The organism is Leptobacterium flavescens (genome assembly GCF_010671605.1).
Classification (GTDB): Bacteria; Bacteroidota; Bacteroidia; order Flavobacteriales; family Flavobacteriaceae; genus Leptobacterium; species Leptobacterium flavescens.
In genome coordinates this window covers 1,408,058-1,424,723 of sequence record NZ_JAABOO010000001.1, presented here as the reverse complement: position 1 = coordinate 1,424,723, position 16,666 = coordinate 1,408,058, and the positions used below count along the sequence as shown (strand labels likewise).

Sequence of the window (16,666 nt, the reverse complement as noted above, 5' to 3'; positions counted from 1 at the left end):
AAGATGCTAAAAAACTATCTGAAAATAGCCTGGAGGAATTTGTGGAAGAATAAGCTCTTTACCTCCATAAATATTGTAAGTCTGGCCATCGGCCTGAGCACGTCTTTCGTTATCGGGATCCTGGTATACTACGATTTAAGCTTTGATACCTTTCATAAAGACAGCGATCGCATTTATAGGATAACCAGCAACTTTACCTCTCCCGAGTTTAAGGCACACAACAGAGGAGTGCCGCGACCACTTACCACCAGCGTGAAGGAAGATTTTAAGGGTGTGGAACAGGCTACTTATTTCTATACCGGATATATAGCTACTGTAAATACACCTCAAAAAGAGCATGTTTACCGGGAAGTAAACGATGTGATCTACACAGATGAAAGCTATTTTAAACTCTTCAGGTATGATTGGCTGGCAGGCTCTCCACACGGGATTTTGGAAAACCCGGATGAGGTAGTGCTTACCAAAAACAGGGCTCAGAAATATTTCCCCGGCCTTTCTGCAGATCAGATCCTGGGAAAAACTTTAATATATAACGACTCCATGAGTACCAGGGTTACGGGGATCGTTGATGATCTGAAACAGCGCAGCGATTTTAAAGGAAAGGAATTTATTTCTCTAAAAACAGCCGTTAAATCCAGTCAGAGAAGGCAGATCCTCAGTGAAAACTGGCTAGGGACGAATTCGGGGGTTCAATTATTCGTAAAACTGGATAAGAATATAAATAAACAGGTCGTAAAAGAACAACTGGACGAACTGGCGGCAGCGAAGTTAGATGAAGAATTGTCCGTTTACAAACAGAAACAGCGTTTTCACCTGCAACCTCTGAGTGATCTTCACTTTAATGCAGATTACGGCATCTTTAATTTCAGTGGCAGCCCGGCCAGCAGATCTTCGCTTTGGGGACTCTCGGGAATTGCCTTATTTATCCTCTTGCTGGCGTGTATTAATTTTATCAACCTGAATACGGCACAAGCCACTAAAAGAGCAAAGGAAATTGGAATTATTAAAGCTCTGGGAGCTGCAAAAAGGCAGGTGATGTTCCAGATGCTTGGAGAGATGTTCCTGCTTACTGTCATAGCCACCTTGGTGTCTGTTGTTTTTGCTGTTTACCTGTTGAGGATTTTCGGCGACTTCACGCCTGAAGGTGTTACCGCCGAATTATTCACCAGCCCGCAGATCATCGGCTTTATAATTGTACTGTTGATCTGTGTTACCCTTTTATCCGGTTTTTATCCGGCCATGGTACTGTCTAAATTCAGGCCTTCCGCTATCCTGAGAAACAAAGTGTCTTCGGGCAGGCAATCGGCATCCCTGCGGAGGTATTTAACGATTTTTCAGTTTGTGATCGCTCAGGTTTTTATTCTGGCAACCCTGTTGGTAGGGAAACAGATCAGTTTTATGATGAACAAGGATATGGGTTTTAAAACAAATGCCATTGCCTATGTTCAGAGTCCGTGGTACGATTCTTCCGAAGCAAAAAGACTGCAGTTTATGGAAGAACTAAAGGCTATTCCGCTTATTCAGGACATCAGTTTGGGAAATAACCCTCCGGCTTCATTTAATGTGAGCTCTTCAAACCTGATTTACAGAGAAGGAGAAAAGGAAATACAGAAAGAAGTAGAGTTTCTGTACGGAGACCTGAACTATCTTAATTTGTACAATATCGACCTGCTGGCGGGAAGAGAACGTTTAAACGATACCATAAAAGAATATGTCATTAATGAATCTTACCTGAAAGTACTCGGGTTTCAGGATCCGGTAAATGCCATTGGAAAAATTTTAGAGGTAGATGGTGAAAAAACTCCCATAGTCGGAGTTATGAAAGATTTTAATCAACGATCACTTAAATCCCCTATCCAGCCACTGGTGCTTACCGGAGATATTTACGGCCCGAGATTCCGGCAGTTAAATACCATACATTTTTCCATGGCCGAAGGGAGTAAGGAGAACTGGGCAGCTACCCTGGCAAAAGTGGAAAGGGTATATAAAAAAATATATCCCGATGCCATTTTCGATATCAGCTTTATGGACCAGACCGTAGCACAATTCTATGAGCAGGAACAAAAAATGTCTACCCTTTTGCGATGGGCGATGGGTCTCTCCATTTTAATAAGCTGCCTGGGGCTGTTCGGACTGGTCATTCATACTATACAGGCGCGTGTTAAGGAAATAGGGATACGAAAAGTACTGGGACAGCGTAGCGCTCAGATTACTTTGCTGTTATCCAGAGAGTTTATGCAGCTGGTTGTTATTTCGGTGGCAATCGGGATCCCTGTGGCTTATTTGTTTTTTAAAGACTGGCTTTCAGGTTTCACCTATAGGGTGCCTGTTGATGTGTCTTATTTTGTAATTGCGGGAGCTATAACCCTGATGGTAGCATTTCTGACGGTTAGTTCCCAGACTGTACTGGCTTCCAGGCTCGACCCTGCGAAGACCTTAAAAGAAGAATAAAGAATTAAAAAATATAAGGATGTTTAGAAATTATCTGAAAATAGCCTGGCGTAACCTTGTCAAGAACAAGCTGAGTACGCTTATAAATGTTCTGGGACTATCTATCGGGATCAGTGCCTGTATGGTGATCCTTGTTTTTACGAAATACGAATCTGATTTTGACAGTTATCATCAGCGTTCAGACGATATTTACCGCGTAGTGCAGCACACCGAATATCCGGAAGAGACCCTGTATTGGAATACGACCGCTTATCCTCTGGCCGAAGCCCTGAGGAACGACTTTCCGGAAATAGATATAGTTACTCAGACCGCAGGTCCTGCCAGCAGGGAATTCAGTGTAAAGAACGAACAGGGAGAAGTTACACTCTATGAGGAACCTTATGTATTATTTGCGGATGGGTACTATCTGGAAACCTTTGATGCAGAATGGCTGGCGGGAGACCGTAATACAGCCCTTGATAATTACGGTTCGGTTGTCCTGACCGAATACCTTGCCAAAAAGTATTTCGGAAATGATATAAGCAACTATGGATCCGTTCTGGGAAAGACCATTATGCTGAACAGTAAAGATCCGCTGGTAGTAAGCGGAGTGGTAAAGAACCCTCCCGGAAATGCCAATCAGCGGTATAATATGCTGGTTCCCTATGAATTTTTTAAGGAGAATAATCCCTTTTTTACCTCCAACTGGTCAGGGAATTATCAGGGAACTACTTTTGTGGTCCTGAAAAACGAAAAATTAAAGGAAAAGCTGGAGTCGGCGATTGCGGGCTGGAAGAAAAAATATCTGAAACCCGAGGATGACCGGCGTATTTCCTATTTCCTGCAACCTCTAAAAGAAATACATACCGAAACCCTTTACGGCAGTATTCCGGGTGGCTATACCATGCCCGCCGGTGTACTCCGTACGGCATCCCTGGTAGCTCTTTTTATCCTGATCATTGCCATCGTTAATTTTGTAAACTTAATAACCGCACAATCTACATCGAGGTCCAAAGAAGTAGGAATACGAAAAGTGCTGGGAGGTTCCCGTTTTAACCTGATCTTTCAGTTTGTCCTGGAAAATATTATCCTGATAAGCCTTACTCTTGGCCTTTCGGTGCTGATGTCTTATTTCCTGATTAATGAGCTCAATGGTTTTTTGTCTATCATAAACCTGAAACTGCACTTCGGATGGGAACAGATAGGCCTGGTACTGCTTATCGGAGGACTTACGGTGCTTCTGGCAGCTATTTATCCAGCATTGGTACTCTCGTCCTTTAAACCGATCCCCGCATTAAAGAACATGGTGGTTTTTAAAAAGACCAATGGCCTTACCCTTCGCAAATCCCTGATCGTGTTTCAGTTTGTGATCGTTCAGCTTTTTGTGATCGCCTCTATTGTGGTAGCAACACAGATGAATTATTTCAGGAATCAGGAGATCGGGTTTTCTTCGGACGCCGTGGTAACGACCTCCGCTCCCGAATTCAATAAACTGGAAGTGTACAGGAATGCTCTTTTGCAGGATAAAGATATCCTGAAGGTTTCCTTCGGGTCCGGCCCTCCAATGGGTGTAAACGGATATTCGCTGGGAACCTCATTCAGAACTCCGGAACAAACCGTAGAAGAAGGAAAGAGTGCCGAAATGAAAATAGGCGATATTAATTATCTGGACTTTTATGACCTGGAACTGATTGCCGGAAGGAATTTTATTTCCAATAAAAACCGCTTTGACGAATTTATTGTAAATGAAAAATTGCTGAAAGCCTATAACTGGACCCCACAGGAGGCCATTGGCAAGAGGCTGGCTATCAATGAAGGCGAGGCCACTATTGTTGGAGTTGTAAAAGATTTTAATAATCACTCCCTTCAGTACGAGATCACTCCCTGTATTATTTTAAACTGGAATGCTTATCAGAATAACGCCTTTATTAAAATAGCAGACGGAAGTTCCCGTACCCTGGCTTCTGTTGAGAAGACCTGGAACGGGATATTTAAGAATTCCGTTTATAACTACGAATTCCTGGACGATTCTATGGAGAAGGAATATCTTGTGGAACGACTTATTTTTAACGGCTTTACCATCCTCTCTATCCTGGCAATAAGTATAGGATGCCTTGGACTGCTGGGCCTGATGTCTTTTATCACCTTAAGAAAAACAAAGGAAATAGGGATACGCAAGGTTCTGGGAGCAGGACTTCTGGACAACGTTACCTTTTTCTCCAAAGAATTTATTTTTTTAGTTGCCATTGCCTTTATCATTGCCGTACCTCTGGTATATTATGCCATGAACATGTGGCTTCAGGGCTTTAGTTATAAGGTAGAATTATCTTTGTGGATGTTCCTCAGCGGAGGAGTTATCACTTTAATGATCGCTTTACTAAGCTGCAGCTTTCAATCCGTTAAAGCTTCCTTGGCTGATCCGGTAAAAAGCCTCAGAACAGAATAAAACAAGAAATTATCAATATATAAAACATACAAAATGCTTTTAGAATTAAACAATATATTTAAATGGGTGAACTCCGGAAACAGAAGGATATTTCTTTTAAAGGATATTAATATTCAGGTGGAAGAAGGCGAATTTATTTCCATTATGGGGCCTTCGGGTTCGGGAAAGACCACGCTGCTTAATGTTATCGGGATGCTGGATAATTTTGATGAAGGAGAATACAATTTCCTGGAAGAACCTATTCAGAGCCTTAAGGAGAAGCATCGCATCAACCTCTACAAAAAATATATAGGTTTTGTATTTCAGGCCTATCACCTGATGGACGAACTCACGGTATATGAAAATATAGAAATGCCACTTTTGTTCAAGAAATATAGCTCTTCCGAGCGAAAAGCTTTGGTAGGGGATATGCTGGATCGTTTTAATATAGTTGGTAAAAAAGACCTTTTTCCCACCCAGCTCAGCGGAGGGCAGCAACAATTGGTAGGAATAGCCAGGGCACTTATTTCAAGCCCTAAACTCATTCTTGCCGATGAACCTACAGGAAACCTGAATTCCAAACAGGGAGAGGAGATCATGGAGCTTTTCAAGCAACTGAATGAAGAAGGAGTAACTATAATTCAGGTAACACATTCCGAGAAAAATGCAGCTTACGGTTCCAGGACTATCAACTTGCTGGACGGAAGAATGATCAAGGATTAAATTAAAAGAACACCTGCCATGATAAAGCATAATTTTATATTGTTCCTCAGGAATATCAGACAAAATAAAAACTCTTTTTTCATCAATATTGTCGGTTTGTCAACCGGCCTGATCTGCTTTTTATTTATTGCGCTGTGGATTGAGGATGAGATAAGTGTAGATAAATTTCATCAGAATGACAGCAGGCTTTATCAGGTAATGAAAACCAATAAATCCTCTAACCGGAATTTTACTTCCGAATGGACTCCCGGCCCATTGGCAAAGACCCTTCCGGAAGAAATGCCGGAAATAGTCTATGCCACTAATGTGCTTTCTGAGGAGAACGGGATTATTTCTCCCGGAAACGGAAAAGAGATCAGAGCAAGGGAGTTGTATGCAGGGAAGGACTTTTTCAATATTTTCTCTTTCGAACTGATCGATGGGAATAAAGATGAGGTCCTTTCGGGAAATCAGGCAGTTGTTATCTCGGATAAGCTGGCCCTAAAACTCTTCGGAACTTCAGAGAATATCATCGGGAGGGACCTGGAATGGAAACAGGAAGAACTCAGCGGGAATTATACGATCTCCGGAGTTTTTAAAGCTCCTCCTGCCAGTTCAAGCCTTCAGTTCGATGTTATTTATTCCTATGAAGAATACAAGGATCGTGTACCCGATAATTACAACTGGACCTATAACGATCCTCATACCTATGTGGTGCTTAAAGAGGGAGCGAATATCGAGGCTCTTAACAGCAAGATGACCCGTTTGATCAGGGAACGATCTAACGATGAGACTTCTTCTCTCTTCCTGACCCTTTTTTCAAGTAAGCATTTATACGGAAAATATGAAAACGGGGTACAGGCTGAAGGTAGAATAACTTATGTACGGCTTTTTTCTGTTATTGCCATCCTGATCCTGCTTATTGCCTGTATTAATTTTATCAACCTGTCCACAGCTCAGGCTTCCAAAAGGATCAAGGAAGTGGGAGTCAAAAAAGCCATGGGTATAAAGAGGAGATCTCTCGGATTTCAATTCCTCGGAGAATCGATCATGACATCTTTTCTGGCCCTGCTGACCGCACTCTTATTTGTGGTGATCTTCCTCCCTCAGTTCAATCAGATCGTCGGGAAGGAACTTCAGCTCGATCTTCAGTGGCCTCATATTGTGTTCCTTCTGGCAGTCAGCCTGCTTGTCGGCCTTGTATCGGGAAGTTATCCGGCGCTCTATCTTTCCGGTTTCAAACCGGTTAGCCTGTTAAAAGGAAAATTCACTACAAGGGCAAGTGAACTGTGGATACGCCAGGGATTGGTAATATTTCAGTTTGGAGTATCGGTGGTCCTGATCGTTTCTGTTATAGTTATTTATCAGCAGATAGAATACATTCAGACAAAAAACCTGGGCTATGAGAAGGACAATATCATCTACTTAAGAAGAGAAGGTAAGATGGCCGAAAAACTGGAGACCTCGCTTAATGAAATTAAAAATATTCCCGGGGTGACAGGAGCTACGAGCTATGCACACAACCTGACCGGAGATCATGGTACTACCATCGGCCTGGATGCCTGGGAAGGGAAAGATCCGGAAGATAATATTGCATTCAGCTATATCAATGCCTATTACGATTTTATTGAAGTTCTGGGGATGGAATTAAAAGAAGGAAGGTCTTTTTCCAGGGATTTTAGCACAGACGAAGACAAGATCATCCTGAACGAAACCGCTGTTGCTCAAATGGGACTGAAAAATCCCGTAGGCCAGATAGTTGAACTCTGGGGAAGGAACAGGGAAATAGTAGGTGTGGTAGGCGATTTTCATTTTGAATCCCTTTATGAGGAAGTAAAACCCTGTTTTTACAAATTGTCTGATAGCGGGAATCATATTATGATCAAAATAGAGGCGGGTAGGGAAGAAAGTACCCTCAACAGCCTCAAAGCGTTTTACAGTGAATACAATCCCGGTTTCCCTTTTGATTTTGAGTTTTTGGATAAGGACTATCAGCACCTCTATCAGTCGGAGCAAAGAGTTTCCGTCCTGTCCAAATACTTTGCGGGGATGGCAATTATTATTTCCTGCCTGGGCCTATTCGGGCTCGTGGCTTTTACAGCCGAAAGAAGGCAAAAAGAAATAGGTATTCGCAAAGCGCTTGGTCAGAGCAGCAGCCAGATCACTATGTTGCTGTCGGGAGAATTTGCAAAACTGGTTGGAATCTCCATTCTTGTTGGTATTCCCGTAGCCTATCTTCTGAGCATTAACTGGCTTACAAGTTTTGCATATAAGATCGACCTGCGATTGTGGTATTTTATCCTGGCAGGAATAGGCGCTTTAGTGGTAGCATTACTAACGGTAAGCTCTCAGGCAATAAGAGCAGCCTTTAAAAACCCGGTGGAGGCATTAAGAGAGGAATAACTAAAAAGGAAGATGCGATCCCTGTTTCTCTCACTTTCCCTTTTTCGACGGACTAGTATTAAAAAAAAGCGTACACTTTTTAAGGTGCACGCTTTTGTTTTAAGCTTTTTTTGAAATGATAACTCTATTGGCTATTAGAGTTCACTAATCTATTTATATAATAAGCTATTCCAGGTCATATCCACTAAGTCCAAGAAAATTAAACGTTCCGGCACTGCCTACGGAAGCAGAAGTTGTTTCGTAGGTAAATTGCTCTTCATAAGAAAGGGCACCGGAATCGGAAATACTGAATGTGTTAATAGAAAATGACTGAAAAGCACCTATATTATAAAGATAAGCGTCGTCAGAACTAATATAGATATCTTTTGTATCTCCGGGAGGAGCAAATCCTCCTCTAACTTCAAAACCAATCTCAGACGAAACATTTCCGGCTGCATCTACATTAAATGCAGTAATAGCGTTAGCGCCAAAACTGGAAATGTATAAAACAGTTCCATCGGGGTTTAATGCACTCCAGCAAGCTTCGTTAATATCGCCCTCCTCTACTGTATTAAAGTTTTGATTTTTTGTTACAGTAGTTCCGTCATCAAATAAAATGGTAAGACTATTATCCAGTTTACTCGATATTAAATTAAAATTTGAAACTTGTAATATGGAGGAACTACCCCTGGCCCAGTTAAATCCAATAGTACCTGCAATACCTTCTTCTTCAAAAAATCGCTCTCCGGAAATGATGCCATTGGCAAAATCGTATACGTAAACTCTGCTTGCCCGTTGTTCATCTAAAGAAGGGTTCTCCGTAGCAAAATGGGCAATTCCCCAGGTAGATACTGCCAATTTACTGCCATCATCACTAAACGCAACTGTAGTGGGCCCTCCATTTTCTCTAACATAAGAGTCTAATTGACGCTCCAAAGTAAGCGCTCCGGTAGAAGTGTTAAAACTGAATAATGTAATATTTCTTTCTGCATCTGTTGCATCCGATTGGGTTAAATCTTCATTATGAAAAGCATCATTAGGAAAACGTTGAAGATTTGGTCCATCATTTTGTACGTTTGGATTATTCCATTGATTTCCGACAACCACCCAATATTCGTCTGTAGCTCCATCTTTGGGAGTAAATGCAATACTTACGGGTCTTGTTCCTCCGGAAGTTACATTGTTTTGAAATGTTAGATCGCCCGTAGGTCTGTCTAAGGAAAAAACAGAAATAGTGTTGCCTCCTGCATTAACATTTAACAAATAATCGCCAATTATTTGTACGGCTCCCTGAGAGTCAAAATCGCCATTCGCATCACCTCCCGCAGAAGTATCTGCACCTCCATCACTACCTGTAGGATAAGCAATTTCATTCCCGACGCTCCCATCGCTGTAACGATCTAGCCTGAGTACTTGATTTGTTTGCTCTCCATTTGTTGTAGTATATAAAAACCCAACTAATGTTCTTTCGGATTCCGGAGATTGAGGGGTGCTATCATCATCATTTTTACAAGCCGTAAAGGCTACCATAGAAATTAGCAACAGTGCTAATTTTTTTAATTCTGTTTGTTTCATAGTATTTTAAAATTTTGATTGATCGATAGGTCGGTAGAGCTTTATGAAATTTACATATTGACGATAAATCTCATAATTAACTGAAATAATGTTAAGTTTTATAGGATTTGAACCAATATCTGATTATTTAAAAACCCTTATTCATTTAAAGAACATTTCACCTATCCCTCATGAAATAAATAATCCCGCACATGACATGATATGATAGCTGAACAATTACTCTTACAGGACGGTGATGAAGAATTGGTATTGATATTAAACGGTAGAAAACGAAAAACTCTAAGGACAAACCATAACAATGCTATGGCTAAGACTCATATTCCAAAAAAGGAAACGGAGAATTAAAAAAGGGTTAAACAAATGGCCAGAATCGGTCGAAAACATATAAATTGTTTTTATTCGGTTAATTCCCGAACAGTACTCGGTTTATTGGTAGAGGAAACACAGTCTATTTTCCAACCGTCATCGTATTTCCTGTAGATGGATACCCATGCGTATTCCGTACTCTCTTCCATAGGTTTCCCATTTTCCTCAAAGCGGATGACGATCTCTTTCTCTACGATCGTATAGGCCATTTTTCCATCTTCCGAAAAACGGATGGTCGGTTCTGCCGTATCGTCCCATTTTTCAAATTCCACCGAAGAAAAGTAGGCATGGTAGCGCCCGAGGTTTTCTTCATAAGTGGGTTTTGTGATCTCTCCCCGGTTTACGGAAATAAAATCCTCCGAAAGCTGGCTGGCAAAGGCAATGGAATCTTTGCCAAAATGATGATCTCTTTGTGCGTGGTGTAACTTAAGGATCTCGGCCTTTTCTTTTTCAAGATCAACGGTTGCTGCTTCCTGCTTTTGACAGGAAATTACTAACAGACTAATGATTAAGACGGAAAGGGAGAGTGCTTTTTTCATATCGGTTTATTCTTTTTTTGACAATGTTTCCAATAATTCCTTTGCTTCCTGATTTTCGGGCTCCAGCAACAGGAGGTAACGGAGATTTTGTTTGGAGATCTCATTTTTCCCGAACAGTTTGTAAAAAGAGCTAAGCGAGATAAAACGACTGGCAACATGAATATCTATTTCGCTGTAAAAGCCCGAAAGTTTCCTGGCTTCTTCAATTTTTCCTTTTTTCAGCAGACTTAAAACCATTACATAGGAAAAAGTACTTCCGAAGATGGGTTTATCCACTTCTTCTCCGAGGTCATTTCTGTATTTGGTTCCTTCCTCGCTAAAACGCCTCAGGGTTTTTATTACCCGGGATACACCTTTGGATTGCAGCATCTGATATAGCTCCCTGGATGTGGGAACAGGCCCGTCGGGTTTCTGCTCGTGACGGATCAATTGGTTGTAATTGATATTCTCTCTGGAGGAAGATTGAAGCCCTTTAATAAGACCGGCTCTGTTGCCCTTTAGTTTATGATTCAGAAAATCGAGAGTTACAGACAGGACTTCGGCGTATTTTTCATCAATAAACTGCTGGCGTAATTTCAGGTCGGCAATATCTTGTTCATCCTCTTCAGATCCTTTTTTGTATAAGAAATACAAATAAAGAGTACGGGCATACGAAGCCTGGGACAGATAGTCGTTATGATCAAAATAGGAGGGTAATGACACATAGTAACGATCTGTTTTTTTCATCAGATCGTTAAGGGCAAATAAGGAAGAATGAGAAGCAAACGACAAAAGGGACCCACCCCGACTGTCTATATCGCTTTCCAGAACAGGATCGGTAAAATCTTTCCAGAGGGGGTGATCGATCTCATGATACTCCTGTGTGGTTTCCATACTTATTACGGTATTTATACCTCTGGAATTAAGAGCAAAACTTATAAGAGCTCCCTGCCCTCCCAGGCTATGTCCCATTACAGCTACCTTTGAAGTATCGGCAAAGGAGTATTTTTTTAAATAATCGAGTAAAAACCCTATATCTTCCAGGCTTGTTAGCCTTCCGTCAGGACCTAAACTTCCCTTCCCGGAGAAGAAAGAACTTCCTATAACAATATACCCGTGCCCCGCCAGGTATTCGCATAAAAAATTATTATCCTCAAAGGAGGCGCCTGCTCCCTGGTGATAGATGACCACCGGGAATTTACCCTGGATCGGCAGTGCGTCCTTACGCACCGGAAGCGGTAAATCGAGAAAGGCTTCCAGGTATTCCTTTTTTACGGAAGGAGTGGCCAGCGAGTCTGGGAAATACGGGAAGATCTCACTTTCCAGCACCTCAAGATTATAGTTTCTGTAGGCTTCGGATATAGCTTTGTACTTTCCCTCTTTGACAAAATCAAAATATGTACGGCGGGTAAAAGGTGAGGGGGCGGCAGAGGGTTCTACAGGATACCAGATATTGACCAGCATGGCCCGTTCCTGTTGAATATCCGTTCCCTTGATCTTCATTTCCCTGGAAGGGTCCGATACCCAGTACTGCCTGAAGCCCGCATCGTAGGGAGCGGGAACCAGTACATTATCCGGGTTACTTTGTGACAAGGTATAAAAGGGGACAAGAATTAGGGGCAGATAAAAGAAAAGAACTTTTTTCAGCATATTTTTTTAATTTATTTTCAATTTCGGACGGTTGAGGGAAGCAGGGAAGTTTTACCTTCTTCTGGCCGATTTTCGCACTGCTATCCACTGCCCTCCGAAACTCACTCCTATATCGTTTTGTTTTCCTTCAATAGTACCAACCATAAAGTGGTCATCTTTTAAATGCCCTCTGAAGGTTACATTATTCGGCCCCCAGTTTATAGACCAGATAATAGTATTCCCATCAACCAGAAAACTTTCCAGTGTTTCCTGTTCTTCCTGAGGGTAGTGTTCATTGGAGGAGATTACGCTTAGGTTCCATTTAGATCCTTCTTTAGACACCTGTATTTTGAGTTTGCCTTCGAATGCTCTCAAAGTCTGATAGTGTCCTGTCCATTCGCCTTCCAGGGTTTTTTCCTGAGCGAAACCTGAGGCGGACATCGCTAAAAATAATAAAGTAAATAGATATTTCATAATTGTTTATTGGTTAAGGGTTGAAAATGAATGCTTTTGCTTTAAAGCAGGAACAGTAAAATTTCTGCCTGTGAATAAATTTAGAGGATATGCCCGGGGATGTGTATAAACAGGAGGGTTAGATTTGTCTCAAAGCGGTATAATGAGAACTAAAAACAGCTGCTTCCCGTATATTTTAAAAAAAACCATTGAGGGAATTACATTGTTAAGTGATTGAAAACCCGTAATTTAAATTTGCCCTTACTCCTTAAATCGAGCACATTTTGTCGTTAGTATGCGATCCGGTGTTGTTGAGATAAATTTTCCGGTCATCAACCCAATACCTGACTAAATTTCAGTGTATTAACCAAAATTTAGATGAACATGAAAAATTTAGAAAAGCTGCTTGCTTATGTGTTGCTGCCCGTGTTGCTGGTTGGCTGTAATAAGGAAAGTATTTCGGAACTGGAAACTATTGGTCAGGAGGAACTCCAACAGATTGAGTCAACGACCACTATTCAGAGTACCGATCCTATTATTCTGGGTTATTTCCCTTCCTGGTCGGAAACCTGGACCTCCGGAGATAACGGCTCCAGGCTAAGGGATATTCCGACTCACGTAAATCATGTATTCCTGGCTTTTGCAAGACCCGACCTGAGATATCAGAAAGGATCTTTAGACATTAGCGGTACCGGGATACAAACCCCCTATGGCGGAGCTACCTTAAAAGGCTCTGTGGCTGCCCTGAAATCGAAGGGGATCAAAGTGATCCTGTCTATCGGAGGAGAAACTTACTGGGGATCTCCCAGTGCTTATAATATAGAATATCAGCAGATCAAGGATCTTGTAGACGATATGGGCTTTGACGGGATTGACTGGGATTTTGAGCCGAACGGAGGTTTCCAGACCATCGGAGATCCGATAAACGTTCAGCGTTTTATTGATTTCTTTAATAACTCCAGGGCTATCATGCCCAAGGGAGAATATATCATTGCCTGTGCACCTGCAGGAGTGGGAGCTCTGGGAGGTGTGAACAATGACGACCCGGCTTCACCTTTTGCCTACAGCAAAAGAAATCAGGTAACCGGCGAATCCGATGCTAATTTGTTTAATGCCACATCTCCCAATGAAGCTATCAGCCTTTTCGGATTTACATCAACAGGACATATGATCCCGGTAATGGAAGCGGTGGGAGATAAGATAGACCTTATTGCCTATCAGGGATATAATTCCGGTGCTGCCAGCAGGAGAAGCATTATGTATGATTCCTATAAGTATTATGCAGATCAATACGGGTTTACGCTGGCTGCAGGAACTCATTTTCCCAATGAGCCCTGGGGACCTTATTATACCTATACCTATGATAATATAGCCGATCTTTCCTCTCATATTGCAGCACAAAGCAGTACGGACGGACTTATGATCTGGCAATTGCTTCTTCAGGGAGGTGGTTCTTCTGCTTACGGTTATATGTATGTGGGAAGCCAGGTTTTAGGCGGTGTTTCAAAACAAACCGCGATTGCCAATGCGGAAAATTATCCCGAGTCTCCATATAACGGAGGCGGTGGTGGAGGTGGCTCCGGTGGCGGAGGAAACGGCACAGGATGTGATGGTGCACCGCAATGGGATTCAGCTACGGCTTATACAGGCGGACAGGAAGCTATTTATGAGAACAGATTATACCGCGCCAAATGGTGGACACAGAACAATATTCCTCCCCAAAGCCTGGGGAACGGAAATCCATGGGAATTTGTACAGGATTGCGATGGAAGCGGAGGCGGAGGCGGAAGCAATGCTGCTCCTTCGGTTTCTATAAGTGCTCCGGTAGCTAATGCTTCATTTACGGAAGGGGATGCCATCAACATTACTGCATCTGCATCCGATAGTGATGGAAATGTAACCAGGGTAGAGTTCTTTGCCAATGGTGTAAAACTTGGAGAAGATACAACAGCACCTTATGCCTATAACTGGACGAATGCGGCTGTAGGGAATCATTCCTTAACTGCTGTGGCAACCGACGATGCCGGAGATTCGACAACTTCATCTTCCGTATCGGTCAGTGTTACCTCTTCGGGAGGTGGCGGAGGAGGAGGTTCCTGCGACGGAATAGCAGCCTGGGAACCCTATCCGACCATATACAATCAGGGAGACAGAGTGGTGTACCAGGGAACCATTTACGAAGCACAGACAGGACCACTTTGGGTAACTCCGGGAAGCGGAGAACACTGGTGGAAGACCATAGGAACATGTAATTAAACTTGCCTTTTTATAAGCTTGTTTAGGAACCTGCTAACCTCTAAAAGGGGAAGGCAGGTTTTTCTATTTTGTATATTCTTTGAGGACAATACTGTTGCCGTCCGGGTCAAAAACCGCAGCTGTGCGAAAGCCTTCCTGAACAGTTATTTCCTGGAGAATTTTTCCGCCCGAATCTAAAGCGGCCTGGACCAGTTCTTCAAGTTTGTTTACCACAATATCGAATTGCTGGCGATTGCGATTTACGTCGATACCTGCCAGTTGAGCGGGGCAGAATAACAATTGAAATCCGCACCATTCTCCGGAAAAGAGAGTAGAACCGTATAGCTCTTTCTTTTGAAATTCAACATTAAAAACCCCGGAGTAAAAACCGACCATTTTATCCATATGATCTACAGCTACCGTCAAGCCTTCGATCCTGAAATTGCTCTTATCCATATTTTGAGTGTTGAGATATCAAATTTAAAACTCAATCTTCAAACTTTTTGGAATATACATCAATAAATTTCCTGAATTGCTCCGGTTTGTATGCATTGAATATTTCCTCCAGGGCCGCTTCTTTATCTCTAGCCTGCTCATAATAGTACTGTGTTATCTCCAGCCCCATATAGTATCCGATCTGGAAAGGCCATTCTCTTTTGTCGGGAAAAGCTCCGGAAAACCACCCTCTGGCTTCGTCAACATTTTTAAACATATCGGGTTTAAAAGCTTCCCATATTTCCTGTTCGTGTTTTCTTCCGAAATCATTTCTTTTGGTATCTTCCAATTCGGTTAGTACACGGGTTATCATTTCTGCCCCGCCTTCGCGGATGGCATAGGCCAGAAGTGTACTTTGTTCCTTATTGCGATATATGGATACATAGTTGTCGAGCCCCTGGAAATGACGTTGAAACCAATGAACCATCTCATGAAGTGAGACATGGGGGATATTTTTTAGCGATACAAGCGGTATTCTGCCTTTTGGGAAAATACCTTCCGGGAATTCCGAAGGATCAATGGTATCACTTAACCCGAAATAATCGACCGATATCATGGACCCGGCCGGCCTGACAGATCCGCCGCCACTCCAGAGAATGAAATAATAGGTAGGTAAAATGGTCTGACCCTTTAACGGAGGGAATTCCAGTAAACGGGTATAAGCTTCGGAGATGGTCTTTTCATACTTTCGTATTTCCTTATCTGTATGGAGGAGGTTTTTATAAAATTTAGGCCTGTTCACTACTTCTTTTGCAAGCCTTTCCGGTTTCAGGCCGTAGATGTCCAGCCATCCCTTCATCCCGGGACTGGCCTTACCGAAGTATTTCCGGATCTCTTCAACAGCATCCGAACCCGACTGAATGGCTTCATAGGCAATTCGGAAATTCTCAATGTCTTCGTAGTGAAAAGTGTATTTCTTTTCCTGGGCATTTACTTCCACCGGAAAACAAAAGGTAATAAGACAAAAAATAAGAAGGGCACGAATTTCTGTTATCGTTTTCATAGTGCTTTACAGTTGGTTGATTTACTATAAAGATGATCAGGAAAGTTTTTTGTTACTGTTGGGCCTTAGCAGTGTTTCCTTCTTCCATAAAAAGGCTATAAGTGCCAGTAATATCATAGTAATAATGGCGAAACCGGGGCTCCCGATACCGGTACTGAGATGAGTGTATACGGCTCCGATCATGACAGCAATTAACGTAAGAGCACCGTAAAAAGAGAACCTGGGAATGCACAGAAGTACGGTTCCCAGTAATTCTGCGATGCCGATAAATTGAAGGAACCATTTCTGATAACCCCATGCTTCAAAACGATTGATCATAGCAGTATTCGGAAGGATCTTAGGATATGCCGAACTTAAAAACAACAAGGCCATTAAAACGATCAGGGTCCATTTGAGAATAGTGAGGAATTTGTTCATCAGATTGTAATTTTGAATTCTGTCTATTCAAATGTA

12 protein-coding genes are annotated in these 16,666 nt (G+C 42.2%); 5 read left to right on the top strand and 7 right to left on the bottom strand.

Features of this window, described 5'->3' with window-relative positions; translation table 11 throughout:
• Window positions 1-3: 3 nt before the first annotated feature.
• Genes GWK08_RS06215 through GWK08_RS06200 form a run of 4 tightly spaced genes read left to right on the top strand, consistent with a single transcriptional unit; the run spans window position 4 to window position 7,960 of the window.
• Window positions 4-2,451 (top strand): FtsX-like permease family protein, encoded by a 2,448-nt coding sequence (locus GWK08_RS06215; RefSeq protein ID WP_163606028.1) that lies wholly within the window; start codon window positions 4-6, stop codon window positions 2,449-2,451.
• Window positions 2,452-2,470: 19 nt separating this feature from the next.
• Window positions 2,471-4,876 (top strand): ABC transporter permease, encoded by a 2,406-nt coding sequence (locus GWK08_RS06210; protein ID WP_163606027.1) that lies wholly within the window; start codon window positions 2,471-2,473, stop codon window positions 4,874-4,876.
• Window positions 4,877-4,909: 33 nt separating this feature from the next.
• On the top strand, window positions 4,910-5,578 hold the full coding sequence (locus tag GWK08_RS06205; protein ID WP_163606026.1) for an ABC transporter ATP-binding protein: 669 nt from the start codon (window positions 4,910-4,912) through the stop codon (window positions 5,576-5,578).
• Between the two features lie 18 nt (window positions 5,579-5,596).
• Window positions 5,597-7,960, top strand: coding sequence for an ABC transporter permease (locus tag GWK08_RS06200; RefSeq protein ID WP_163606025.1), 2,364 nt, complete (start codon window positions 5,597-5,599; stop codon window positions 7,958-7,960).
• Between the two features lie 165 nt (window positions 7,961-8,125).
• On the opposite strand, the gene GWK08_RS06195 is transcribed toward GWK08_RS06200, so the two are convergent.
• From GWK08_RS06195 to GWK08_RS06180, 4 genes are all read right to left on the bottom strand, one after another.
• Window positions 8,126-9,514 carry a lactonase family protein gene (locus GWK08_RS06195; RefSeq protein ID WP_163606024.1) on the bottom strand — a complete coding sequence of 463 codons (1,389 nt, stop codon included), beginning with the start codon at window positions 9,512-9,514 and terminating at the stop codon, window positions 8,126-8,128.
• A 395-nt stretch (window positions 9,515-9,909) separates the two neighbouring features.
• Window positions 9,910-10,419 carry a nuclear transport factor 2 family protein gene (locus GWK08_RS06190; protein WP_163606023.1) on the bottom strand — a complete coding sequence of 170 codons (510 nt, stop codon included), beginning with the start codon at window positions 10,417-10,419 and terminating at the stop codon, window positions 9,910-9,912.
• Window positions 10,420-10,425: 6 nt separating this feature from the next.
• Complete coding sequence (locus GWK08_RS06185; protein WP_163606022.1) at window positions 10,426-12,048, bottom strand: alpha/beta hydrolase; 1,623 nt, start codon at window positions 12,046-12,048, stop codon at window positions 10,426-10,428.
• 51 nt (window positions 12,049-12,099) lie between these two features.
• Complete coding sequence (locus tag GWK08_RS06180; RefSeq protein WP_163606021.1) at window positions 12,100-12,501, bottom strand: hypothetical protein; 402 nt, start codon at window positions 12,499-12,501, stop codon at window positions 12,100-12,102.
• A gap of 363 nt (window positions 12,502-12,864) precedes the next feature.
• Here GWK08_RS06180 and GWK08_RS06175 point away from each other — a divergent pair, with 363 nt between their 5' ends.
• Window positions 12,865-14,736, top strand: a complete 1,872-nt coding sequence (locus tag GWK08_RS06175) for an Ig-like domain-containing protein (RefSeq protein WP_163606020.1) — start codon at window positions 12,865-12,867, stop codon at window positions 14,734-14,736.
• Between the two features lie 63 nt (window positions 14,737-14,799).
• On the opposite strand, the gene GWK08_RS06170 is transcribed toward GWK08_RS06175, so the two are convergent.
• From GWK08_RS06170 to GWK08_RS06160, 3 genes are read right to left on the bottom strand one after another with little or no spacing between them, the layout of a single operon-like run.
• A complete protein-coding gene (locus GWK08_RS06170) occupies window positions 14,800-15,171 on the bottom strand; it encodes a VOC family protein (RefSeq protein WP_163606019.1) in 372 nt (123 codons plus the stop codon).
• 31 nt (window positions 15,172-15,202) lie between these two features.
• Window positions 15,203-16,213 carry a hypothetical protein gene (locus tag GWK08_RS06165; RefSeq protein WP_163606018.1) on the bottom strand — a complete coding sequence of 337 codons (1,011 nt, stop codon included), beginning with the start codon at window positions 16,211-16,213 and terminating at the stop codon, window positions 15,203-15,205.
• Window positions 16,214-16,249: 36 nt separating this feature from the next.
• The gene (locus tag GWK08_RS06160) at window positions 16,250-16,630 is read right to left on the bottom strand and encodes a DoxX family protein (protein WP_163606017.1); all 381 of its coding nucleotides are present in this window, start codon (window positions 16,628-16,630) and stop codon (window positions 16,250-16,252) included.
• Window positions 16,631-16,666: the final 36 nt, after the last annotated feature.

Coding starts and splice junctions, on each gene's coding strand:
- GWK08_RS06215 (WP_163606028.1), top strand. CDS start 4: ATGCTAAAAAACTATCTGAAAATAGCCTGGAGGAATTTGTGGAAGAAT.
- GWK08_RS06210 (WP_163606027.1), top strand. CDS start 2,471: ATGTTTAGAAATTATCTGAAAATAGCCTGGCGTAACCTTGTCAAGAAC.
- GWK08_RS06205 (WP_163606026.1), top strand. CDS start 4,910: ATGCTTTTAGAATTAAACAATATATTTAAATGGGTGAACTCCGGAAAC.
- GWK08_RS06200 (WP_163606025.1), top strand. CDS start 5,597: ATGATAAAGCATAATTTTATATTGTTCCTCAGGAATATCAGACAAAAT.
- GWK08_RS06195 (WP_163606024.1), bottom strand. CDS start 9,514: ATGAAACAAACAGAATTAAAAAAATTAGCACTGTTGCTAATTTCTATG.
- GWK08_RS06190 (WP_163606023.1), bottom strand. CDS start 10,419: ATGAAAAAAGCACTCTCCCTTTCCGTCTTAATCATTAGTCTGTTAGTA.
- GWK08_RS06185 (WP_163606022.1), bottom strand. CDS start 12,048: ATGCTGAAAAAAGTTCTTTTCTTTTATCTGCCCCTAATTCTTGTCCCC.
- GWK08_RS06180 (WP_163606021.1), bottom strand. CDS start 12,501: ATGAAATATCTATTTACTTTATTATTTTTAGCGATGTCCGCCTCAGGT.
- GWK08_RS06175 (WP_163606020.1), top strand. CDS start 12,865: ATGAAAAATTTAGAAAAGCTGCTTGCTTATGTGTTGCTGCCCGTGTTG.
- GWK08_RS06170 (WP_163606019.1), bottom strand. CDS start 15,171: ATGGATAAGAGCAATTTCAGGATCGAAGGCTTGACGGTAGCTGTAGAT.
- GWK08_RS06165 (WP_163606018.1), bottom strand. CDS start 16,213: ATGAAAACGATAACAGAAATTCGTGCCCTTCTTATTTTTTGTCTTATT.
- GWK08_RS06160 (WP_163606017.1), bottom strand. CDS start 16,630: ATGAACAAATTCCTCACTATTCTCAAATGGACCCTGATCGTTTTAATG.